Origin of the sequence: Megasphaera sp. An286 (assembly GCF_002163455.1) — a bacterium.
Taxonomy (GTDB): domain Bacteria; phylum Bacillota; class Negativicutes; order Veillonellales; family Megasphaeraceae; genus Megasphaera; species Megasphaera stantonii.
In genome coordinates this window covers 1-9,418 of record NZ_NFIY01000034.1, presented here as the reverse complement: position 1 = coordinate 9,418, position 9,418 = coordinate 1, and the positions used below count along the sequence as shown (strand labels likewise).

Annotated in this window: 7 protein-coding genes and 1 rRNA gene; 4 read left to right on the top strand and 4 right to left on the bottom strand. The window is 53.7% G+C overall.

What is annotated here, in order from left to right; all coding sequences use genetic code 11:
* The 3 genes from rrf to B5F80_RS10870 form a co-directional block, all read left to right on the top strand.
* Nucleotides 1-109 (top strand): 5S ribosomal RNA (rrf, locus tag B5F80_RS10880); the annotation flags it as partial.
* Nucleotides 110-674: 565 nt separating this feature from the next.
* Nucleotides 675-1,541: a selenium-dependent molybdenum cofactor biosynthesis protein YqeB gene (yqeB, locus tag B5F80_RS10875; protein ID WP_087478845.1), complete on the top strand. Its 867-nt coding sequence runs from the start codon at nucleotides 675-677 to the stop codon at nucleotides 1,539-1,541.
* A 70-nt stretch (nucleotides 1,542-1,611) separates the two neighbouring features.
* Nucleotides 1,612-2,262 carry a formate dehydrogenase accessory sulfurtransferase FdhD gene (locus B5F80_RS10870; protein ID WP_158099985.1) on the top strand — a complete coding sequence of 217 codons (651 nt, stop codon included), beginning with the start codon at nucleotides 1,612-1,614 and terminating at the stop codon, nucleotides 2,260-2,262.
* 28 nt (nucleotides 2,263-2,290) lie between these two features.
* Here B5F80_RS10870 and B5F80_RS10865 read toward each other — a convergent pair whose 3' ends face one another.
* From B5F80_RS10865 to fdhF, 3 genes are read right to left on the bottom strand one after another with little or no spacing between them, the layout of a single operon-like run.
* A complete protein-coding gene (locus tag B5F80_RS10865) occupies nucleotides 2,291-3,520 on the bottom strand; it encodes a molybdopterin molybdotransferase MoeA (RefSeq protein WP_087478843.1) in 1,230 nt (409 codons plus the stop codon).
* 26 nt (nucleotides 3,521-3,546) lie between these two features.
* On the bottom strand, nucleotides 3,547-4,041 hold the full coding sequence (locus tag B5F80_RS10860; RefSeq protein ID WP_087478842.1) for a 4Fe-4S dicluster domain-containing protein: 495 nt from the start codon (nucleotides 4,039-4,041) through the stop codon (nucleotides 3,547-3,549).
* Nucleotides 4,034-6,235 (bottom strand): formate dehydrogenase subunit alpha, encoded by a 2,202-nt coding sequence (gene fdhF / locus B5F80_RS11445; protein WP_087478841.1) that lies wholly within the window; start codon nucleotides 6,233-6,235, stop codon nucleotides 4,034-4,036. The genes B5F80_RS10860 and fdhF overlap by 8 nt, the downstream gene beginning before the upstream one ends.
* Nucleotides 6,236-6,532: 297 nt before the next feature.
* Between fdhF and B5F80_RS10850 the strand changes: the two genes are divergently transcribed.
* Entirely contained in the window at nucleotides 6,533-7,699 is a 1,167-nt protein-coding gene (locus B5F80_RS10850; protein WP_087478840.1) for a hypothetical protein, read from the top strand.
* A 341-nt stretch (nucleotides 7,700-8,040) separates the two neighbouring features.
* On the opposite strand, the gene B5F80_RS10845 is transcribed toward B5F80_RS10850, so the two are convergent.
* Entirely contained in the window at nucleotides 8,041-9,141 is a 1,101-nt protein-coding gene (locus tag B5F80_RS10845; RefSeq protein ID WP_158099984.1) for a molybdopterin-guanine dinucleotide biosynthesis protein MobB, read from the bottom strand.
* Nucleotides 9,142-9,418 lie beyond the last annotated feature (277 nt).

The window sequence follows — 9,418 nt, the reverse complement described above, 5'->3', positions numbered from 1 at the left end:
CGATAGCTGCGGGGATCCACCTGTTCCCATGCCGAACACAGCAGTTAAGCCCGCAAACGCCGAAAGTACTTGGGGGGAGGCCCCCTGGGAGGATAGGAAGCCGCTGATTCAGAAAGAACGTATACGTCATGTATACGTTCTTTTTTTGTATATGGCGGCTTCCTATCCTTCCAGGTTCCTGGGATAAGAAGCGAAGCGCTTTTAAAGGAGCAAAGCGACGCATAAAAGCGACTGAGTCGCTTATGTCGGGTCCGTGCGTAAGCAGCACATGTCATGAAGAAGTATTCATGTGTGCAGACCCGACTGATAGGTGCGACGACCGTTAGCAGAAGAAGTATACATTAGGTATGCGTTCTTTTTTTGTATATGTGCGGCTTCTTATCTTTTGAGGTATGTCATACCTATGTGGCAAAAACTGTCAATTCGAAGCCCTGAGGGCGATACCCTGAACAAATAAGCACGACGCATAAAAGTGACGGATACATGAGATGACCACCAGCAGGAGACGTATACGATATGTATGCGTTTTTTTTGTATATGGGCCTTTTTATCCTTTCAGCATACATGACGACTTTTCCTATATGTCGCGCCTTACAAATGTATGATACAATGAGTTTAATTACTTGTGAATCTAACTGTCCATACAAAACAAAGAGAAAGGATAGATCATCTCTATGAAAGATAAACTCGTTATTGTCCGCGGCGGCGGCGATATTGCGACCGGTACAATCCAGGCTTTGCATCGGGCTGGATTTTCCCTCTTAGTGTTGGAAGTGGCCGACCCGTCGGCGATTCGGCGGCAAGTCGCCTTGTCGGAAGCCGTATATGATGAAACGGCGTCTGTCGAAGACCTTACGGCCCGTCTTTGCCGCAGCGGCAAGGCTATCGAGAAGGCTTGGAGCAAGGGCGAAGTCCCGGTTGTCATCGACCCTAAGGGCCGCTCTATTGCGGAGCTGCAGCCCTGGGCCGTTGTCGACGCTATTTTAGCGAAACGCAATCTTGGTACGAATAAAGACATGGCGCGCCATGTCGTCGCTTTGGGGCCAGGCTTTATGGCCGGCGTCGATGCAGATGCCGTTATCGAGACGATGAGAGGCCACGATTTAGGACGCATCATATTGGAAGGGCAGGCCAAAGCCAACACGGGCGTGCCGGGGCTGATCGGCGGCTATGGAAAAGAACGGGTCATCCACAGTCCGGCGGCGGGCCGCTTTTACGGTCTCGTCCGCATCGGAAGCATAGTCGAAAAAAGGCGGCCTCTGGGAGTTATTACGAAGGAAGCTTTGCCTGAGGGATATGTCCCGAGTCTGGATGACGGAGTACCTGTGCTGGCGTCTTTGACGGGATTGGTTCGCGGCTTGATTCGAGATTCCTATCCTGTCATCGAAGGCTTTAAAATCGCCGATATTGACCCGCGGCAGGAGGAAGTGAAAAATTGCTTTACCATTTCTGACAAGTCCCGCTGTATCGGCGGCGCCGTCGTGACGGCCTTGTTATGGCTGGAAGGGCGGAAAAGGCAGGAGACGGGACATGAGGGGTAATCAGACATCATCTTGCCGGGAGTATCCGTGTCTGCTGTATCGAAAGGGAGGCACAGAGGCGGCATCGGCTATGATTTCCGATGAAATCGCCTGGGATCTATGGCTGAATGACTGCTGCGTGAGGCATATGACGTCGTCGCCTCATGAGCTGGACGTATTAGCCGTCGGGTATTGCCTGCAGCAGGGCCTGATAGAAGACGGGCAGGCCGTTCGCGCCTTTTATGAAAATCGCGGCGTATCTGTTGCCGTCGTCGGCATTAAACCGACCTTGGCGAGTAAGCGGCGGCCCATGGCCGTTACGGCCGAACGGTTATGCTCGTACGGCACGCTGCTGGACGAATTATCGGCGGCTCACCATGTGACCCACGGCGTCCATGAAGGGGCTCTCGTACAGGACGGCATCGTCCTGGCCTATGCGGAAGACGTAAGCCGGTATAACGTGCTGGACCGTTTGGCCGGCGAAGTATATCTCCGCAATATAGACACGTCGCAGGCCGTCTTGGTATTTAGCGGCCGCGTGCCGCAGCAGGTGGCGGAAAAGGCCAGCGCCCTCGGCGTATCGTGCATCGCCTCGCGGGCCATGGCGACGAGCGCCGGCATCGAAGCGGCGGCACGGCTGGGCCTTACGCTGGTCTGTGCCTTGCGGAGCGATTCGTTCCGCCTTTTTACTCATGAAGAACGCATTATCAAATCATACGACAAAGACCTATGCAGCCTTTGACAGCATGCATAGGTCTTATTTTGTATCTTTATATTCGCCGCAGCAGCAGGACGGGAACTTCCTCCCCCTCGGTCAGCGGCGGCGAGTGTTTGGGGCGCAGGGCCAAGGCGTTTGCCGCCTTTAGCCCCAGGAGCGCGCTGGACGTGACGACATGGTTCGGCGTGAATACCGGCTTCCCCTGCGCAACGGAAAGGCGTCCCTGGACGAAGCGGTCTACGGGATTTTCCTTCGTCAAATTTCCGTTCAGCCGGCAGGTGACGACGGGGAAATCGCCGTGCTCTTCGCCGCGGAGCTGCCGCAGCACCGGGACGGCCAGGAGGTGAAAGGCGTTGAAGGCTGCCGAAGGATTTCCCGACAGTCCCAGGACAGGCACGGCGTTGCCGCCCTTCTGTTCGATGAGGCCGCCGTACGACGCCGAGCCGGGCCTCATGGCGATGCGCCGGTATAGCTCTCTGGCTCCCAGGTGATGAAAGAGCTGCGGCATGGTGTCGTACAATCCGACGGAAACGCCGCCTGTCGACAGGATCAGGTCGGCGTCGGCAGCCAGCTCCCGTACCCGCTCTATTTCTGACGCCAGCCTTTCCGGCGCGTCGCTGACGTGGCAGAAGGCGACGCTGCGAATTCCTTCGTCGCGCAGCAGCTGCTGAAACAGATAAGCGTTGGAGTTGTATATCTGTCCATACTGACGCTCTTGGCCGGCCATGACGAGTTCCCTCCCCGACGTGACGAGGAGCACCCGGACGTCTTTATACACGGGAATCGCCGTATTTCCCATGGCGACGGCGACCGATACGGCTCCGCCTGTCAGGTATGTTCCCTGGGGTAGGAGTACTCCGCCGGATTGGCATTCCTCGCCGATGGGAATGATATTGTCGCCGGGCTGGGGAATGGTCGTCAATTCGATCGTATTTCCCCGACGGAGGACGGCCTCCTGCATGACGACGGCCTGACAGCCGTGCGGCACGGCGCAGCCCGTCATGAGGCGTACGGCTTGTCCGGGCAGGACGGGCTCGTCATAGCGCTCGCCGGCGCCGATGGTGGCGACGACCTCGTAGGACCGCTCTTTTCCGTTCAGACAGAGGGCGTACCCGTCGAAGGGCGATTTCCGATAGGGCGGATAGGGATGAGCCGCACAGATATCGGCGGCGGCAATGCGGCCCCAGGCCTTATCGGGCGGGACGTATTCTATTGTATGCGCCGTATGAGCCAATACGCCGCGCCAGAGGGCGGCGGCTTCGGCCAGCGTGAGAGCGTTCATGACGATAATCTCCTGTCGCGTACATATCAGGTATTCTTTTTCTTTTTGCGGGGAGGCGGCGGCTCAAACAGGGAGAGAGCTTCCGTCGGGCAGGCGTCGATACAGGCCGGCGTCCCCTGAATCGTATTGGCGCAGAGGTCGCATTTTAAGGCTACCAGGCGGAAGGATCGGCCCTGGGTGTTGCCGTGGACGATTCGGGTCATCGTAATGGCCCCGAACGGGCAGGCACGGGCGCATTTGCCGCAGCCCCGGCAGGCGTCTTCGTCGATGACGACGGTACGCTCGCCGAAAAAGATGCAGTTGAAAGGGCAGGCCGCCATGCATTGCGGATTGCCGCACTGCATGCAGTGTATGGGTTTGGTGACGTCGCTGGTGCGCATGATGCGGATGCGCGGCGTAAAATCGTAGCTGTCCGGCTCCATGGCAAAGATGCGCTTGCCCGTATGGCTGACGATACAGGCGGCCATGCAGGTATTGCAGCCAATGCACAGCTCCGGGTCGACTTTGACGTGTTTATACATGGTTTTCTCCTTTTACGGATACGCCCATGCGGGCGCGGATTTCTTCGTACCGCCGCTTGATGAACAGTTCGGCGCCTTTCTGGTTTTGGATTTTTTCGATGCGGCAGGCGCAGTACTTGAATTCAGGCGTGCGGCTTTTCGGGTCGAGGACCGACGTGGTCAGCTCGTTGCAGGCTCCGATCCACCATTGGTAGGTCATGTACGTCGAGCCGGGAGATACGCGGTCCGTCGGCAGGCAGCGGGTAATCGTATGGCCACGCGGCGAGACGACGTTGACCAGTTCCCCTTCCGTAATGTCCAGGTTCCGGCAGTCCTCGGTGTTCATGGCGATGTAGCCCGGCTCGTCGGCCAGGCCGGCCAGGACGCGGCAGTTGCCGGTCATGGTGCGGACCGAATAATGTCCTACCTCGCGGACCGTAGCCAGCGAAAAGGGATATTCGGCGTTTTCCCGTTCGCGGACCGGCGTATAGGGATAGTAGTAGAAATGGCCCTTATGGTCGGCCGTGGCGAAATGGCCGCCTTCATGGAGGATCGGCGTGCCCGTGTCGGACGGGTCTTCCGACGTACAGGGCCATTGGACACCGTGGTTGGCGGCGATTTTTTCATAGGTCGCGCCGGTAAATTTGGGACATAAGCGGCGCATTTCATCCCATATCTGCTCCGTGTCGGCGTAGTGCATGGGATAGCCCATGGCCGTTGCCAGGCGGCACGTGATGTCCCAGTCGGTCAGGCAGCCCTCTTGGGGCTCGACGAGCTTGCGGACGCGCTGGAAGCGGCGGTCGCACGACGTGTACACCGCGTCGTGTTCGCCCCAGGCCGTGGCAGGGAAGATGACGTCGGCGTATTCGCAGGTCTTGTTGAAGAAAATATCCTGCACGATGACGAACTCGATGTTGGACAAGGTTTCCCGGACTTCGGCCAAATTCGGGTCCGATTGGGCCGGGTCTTCGCCGATGATGTAGTAGGCGTGGATTTTCTTGGCCGGATCCGTTTCTTCCAACACGGCGTGGGGGACCTGGGTCAGCATCATGCCGGGCTTAGACGGCAGGGGACGGCCCCAGGCCTTTTCAAATTTCTGCCGCACCTGCGGATCGGCGACAGGCTGATAGCCGGGATAATTGTTGGGCAGCAGGCCCATGTCGCACGTGCCTTGGACGTTGTTCTGGCCGCGGACGGGGCCGACGCCGGAGGCATGGCGGCCGTAATTTCCCGTCATGAGGTTTAAGTTCGAGCAGGCGATGACGCATTCTACGCCTTGGGAAAACTGCGTTACGCCCATGCCCCACAGGGTGATAGTATGCTTCGACGAAGCAAATAGGCGGGCAGCGGCGCGGATGTCGCCGGCAGCCAGGCCTGTGGCGAGGGAAACCGCTTCAGGGGCGTATTTTTTCTGTGAAATTTCCGCCGCATATTCCTCGAAGCCCGTCGTGTGGGCCTTGATGAAATCGTGGTCTACCAGGTCCGACGTGACGATGACGTGGGCCATGGCGTTGAGAAACAGCATGTTGGTGCCGCCCTTGATGGGCAGGTAAATATCGGCGATGCGGGCCGTTTCAGTCTTGCGGGGGTCTACGCAGATAATCTTGCAGCCTTTCTTCTTGGCCCGTACAATGCGGCGGGCGACGATGGGATGGGACGCCGGCCCGTTGTAGCCGATGTTGAAGATGACTTCTGCATCTTCGATTTCGGGGATGTTGATAGACATCGCCCCTTCTCCTACGGACTCACCGAGCCCGGCAACAGATGGAGCGTGTCAAACGCGGGCGCAGTGGTCGACGTTGTTCGTGCCGACGACGGCGCGCATGAATTTCTGCATGATATAGGCCGCTTCGTTTCCCGGGCCGCGGGCCGAGCCGGCGCCCATGACTGTATCGGGGCCGTAGGCCTTGATGATGGCCTTGAGCCGTTCGGCGGCAAATTGGATAGCTTCGTCCCACGATACTTCGACGAGGGGAGAGCTTTTGCCGAATTTGCGGATCATGGGCTGGCGCAGGCGGCGGGTCAAAATCTGTGGGTCGTTGAGATAATCCCAGCCGTAGAGGCCTTTCAGGCACAGGCGGCCTTCGTTGTTGACGCCGTCGGGAGAGCCTTTGGCTTCGACGACGCAGTTCTGTTCCGTATCGACAGTGCAGTCGATGACGCAGCCTGCGCCGCAGTACGGGCAGACCGTAGTAATCGTTTTATAGGCTGACATAGGCAGTTCCTTTCTGAATACACACAGTGTAATACATCTATTTTAGTATTCTCCGGGCGAATATGCAATATGTTTCCTACGATGTCGTCACGTACAATGTGAATTGATTTGAACAGGTGATTATGCAAGGAAAAGAAATCATGGTATACTTAAAATACGGAAAATCTATACTGCGTAGAAATGACCATGGGATAGATAAAGGTCATAAGATATTCAAATACAACAATCTCTCTACTATCTTGCTAAAAATATCATGTCGCATGATAGATAAAATAAATTTTTGAAAGGAAATCTACAATGTGTAAAACAGAGTATATAGAATCTATTGAAATAAAACTTTTGCCTGAAAAAGAGGCCGCAACAATACAGCAGTCGCAATTGTCGGAAATTTTCGACTCATCACTTCTGAACAAAATTAATGTGCCAGGTCTTATGCAAATAGTTGTAGCAGTAGGAGCCAATACATCTGATGTATGCCGAATCAATATTCCCTATGATAAATTATCTAAAGTTAGCGGCGATGTCACCAAAGCTAGAGCCTATGTTGTAGGCCCAGACGGCAAAATTATTGAGCAAGCTAAGTTAGAAAAAGTTTCATGCAAATTAACTAACGTTGCAGCCATTATGGAAGTAGCCTCTATGATTGTAGGGCAATATTATATGGCTCAAATTGATAAAAGTTTAAAAGATATGAATAAAAAGCTAGAAAAATTAATCGCATTTCAAGAAAACGAGCGTAAAGGCAAAATGCTTTCCATTATGCAGTCTATTCATGGGAAAATTCACAATCAAACTGAAATATTAAAAAATGACGAATTACGCAAATTAGAGTTACTATCCTTAGATCAGGATGGAAAAAAATGTAGTGAATTACTTATGCAATCCTTCTGCTCAGTTGATACTATACTAAAAGATAATGATTTGGAATATGAGGAATACGAAAAAAAAGTTCAAGAAATAGAACGCGAATTACTATATCAGCAATATTTATTAAGAATATTATGTGAAATCGCTAACTTGAAATATACTTTCCTTTTTGGCACGGTTTCAAAAGAATATTGCTACAATGGATTAGATTTATTAGCCTCTAAATTTAATACGCAACAAGAACAGATTCCTAAATGGCATAAAAAATGCGTAAAAAAATTTAATATCATATGTATTGATAATTCAAAAAAAGAACTAGGCAGACTGAAAGCTCCCGGCATAGCTAAAAAACTTATGTATACCATTTGTCCCTATTTGCGGTCGTGGCCCTCATATCCCATCACAATAACACCTATAATGCTATTGAAAGATAAAGCAGAGCCTATTCCGAAAGCTATATCTCAGGCAATCATCACCCAAGCTATTCCAACGAAGGCAGAAATTATATCCAATTATGACAGGCGCGAGTTATATAAGGAAAATATAACGCTGATCGTAAAAGAAGGAAGGACATATTATATGCCGGCTTCTTTGTAATCGTTTATTTCCTTTCTGCAACCAGAGCCGCCACAATTCTGCTCAGCCTATCAATAGTATATTTCTTCTAATGACAAGAAGCTGCCGCATGAAGAGTATATTTTTTCTTCGACGGCAGCGTTTCTTTGTTGTGGTGATGCAATGGGCTATAAGACGACGAGGCTGCTGTACTGTTAATGTGCGACAGCCTCGTTCGTATGCTATGTATGCATAAGTTAACATACAAAATTATGTATTTTGATTAGTCGATACCTGTTTGTTTCTGGTCTACTTTCCCTTTCTGCATAGCTTTGCAGATGACTTCAGCCGTTTCGTAACAGGTCATGGTGCAGTCGTTAGTCCTACGATGTCGTCACGTACAGTATATATGAGCAGAGCGCGTCGAGCTGATCAGGGGAAAACCAGCGGCAGGCGGCATCTGCATTGGATATGTTGCCGATAATGGCCGTTACGTCGTGTTGCCGTATAGGTGGTGCGTCGTTCGTCAGATACAGGACGGGGAACAGGCCATGGCTGCGGCTTTCGACGATGGCTATGTCGGCGGCCGTCTGCTGGGTCAGCCGCAGGAGAGCGTCTTCCTTGCCTTCGCCGGCGGCGACGTCGTCGGGGCCGCAGAGCAGGGCTTGGACTGCGCCGGCTTGCAGGGCTCTGTCCGTGTCGGAGCCCTTTTTTTCACGGCATCGGCGATGATGAGTGCTTTTGACGTAGGCGACGGCATAGCCGCGGCGCGTCAGCTCGGCGATGACTTGTGCGGCGAGGCTCGTCTTGCCGTCTCCCGAGCGGGCGGCAGAGAGGGAAACGATGGGGACGGCGCGGCGGCGGTTAGCGTCGATGGCCAGGGCGGCCTTGTAAGCCGACGGCGTGTTAACGTTTTCATATAGAATCGGTGCGCCTGCGTCGTCGAGGATGCGGACGGTCAGCGCGTCGGCAATGGATAAGACGCGGCGTTTTCCAGCGTTCAGTGCTGCCTGCACGGCTTCGAGAGCCGGTCCTCGCCTGTACACGGCGGCCAGGGGCTGAGGCCGGCTTTCGGACATAGGCAAAAACAAATCGACAGGCGGCATTTGGGCTAGTTTCGGCAGGATCTGCTTCACGGGAGAGAAATCGTAAAAGGGCAGGTCGACGGACAAGACGAGGCAGTACGAGCAGGAACAGGCGCGGAAGGACGCTTCCATGCCGCCGAGGGGGCCGCAATCTTGGCAGTCGTCGGCGACGACGCGGATGCGGGCGGTCAACTCCGGCGGAAGGGCTGAAAGGTCGGGAGGCCTGTTGGCCGAGACGACGATTTCATCAAAGGCGACAGCTTGGCTGCGCAGCAGCAAATCGGTCAGCAACGTCGCGCCGCGCCACGGCAGGGCAGCCTTGTCGCGCCCCATGCGGGAGCTGCGGCCGCCGGCCAGGATGACAAGGCCGAGTGAAACGGCAGATACCGTATTTATCAATGCAGATTCCCCCTTTGCGTTCTCCATATAGTATATCTATGGTACCATAGGATGCGAGAAAAGGGAAAGCGTGCAGATAGAATAGGATAACCTCATGGGTATGAGTAAAATGTTTCGAAAAAATATTGCGTACACCCCTAAAGACGTAGTAAAATCATGATATATAGTGGCGAATTGTCAAGCTAAGTGCAACTTTTTAGAGTAATGTACTTCGTATGGCGTTTTGTATCCTAAACATTTTCGGGGACGGCGATTTAGTTCTGCAAAAACAGCTTGC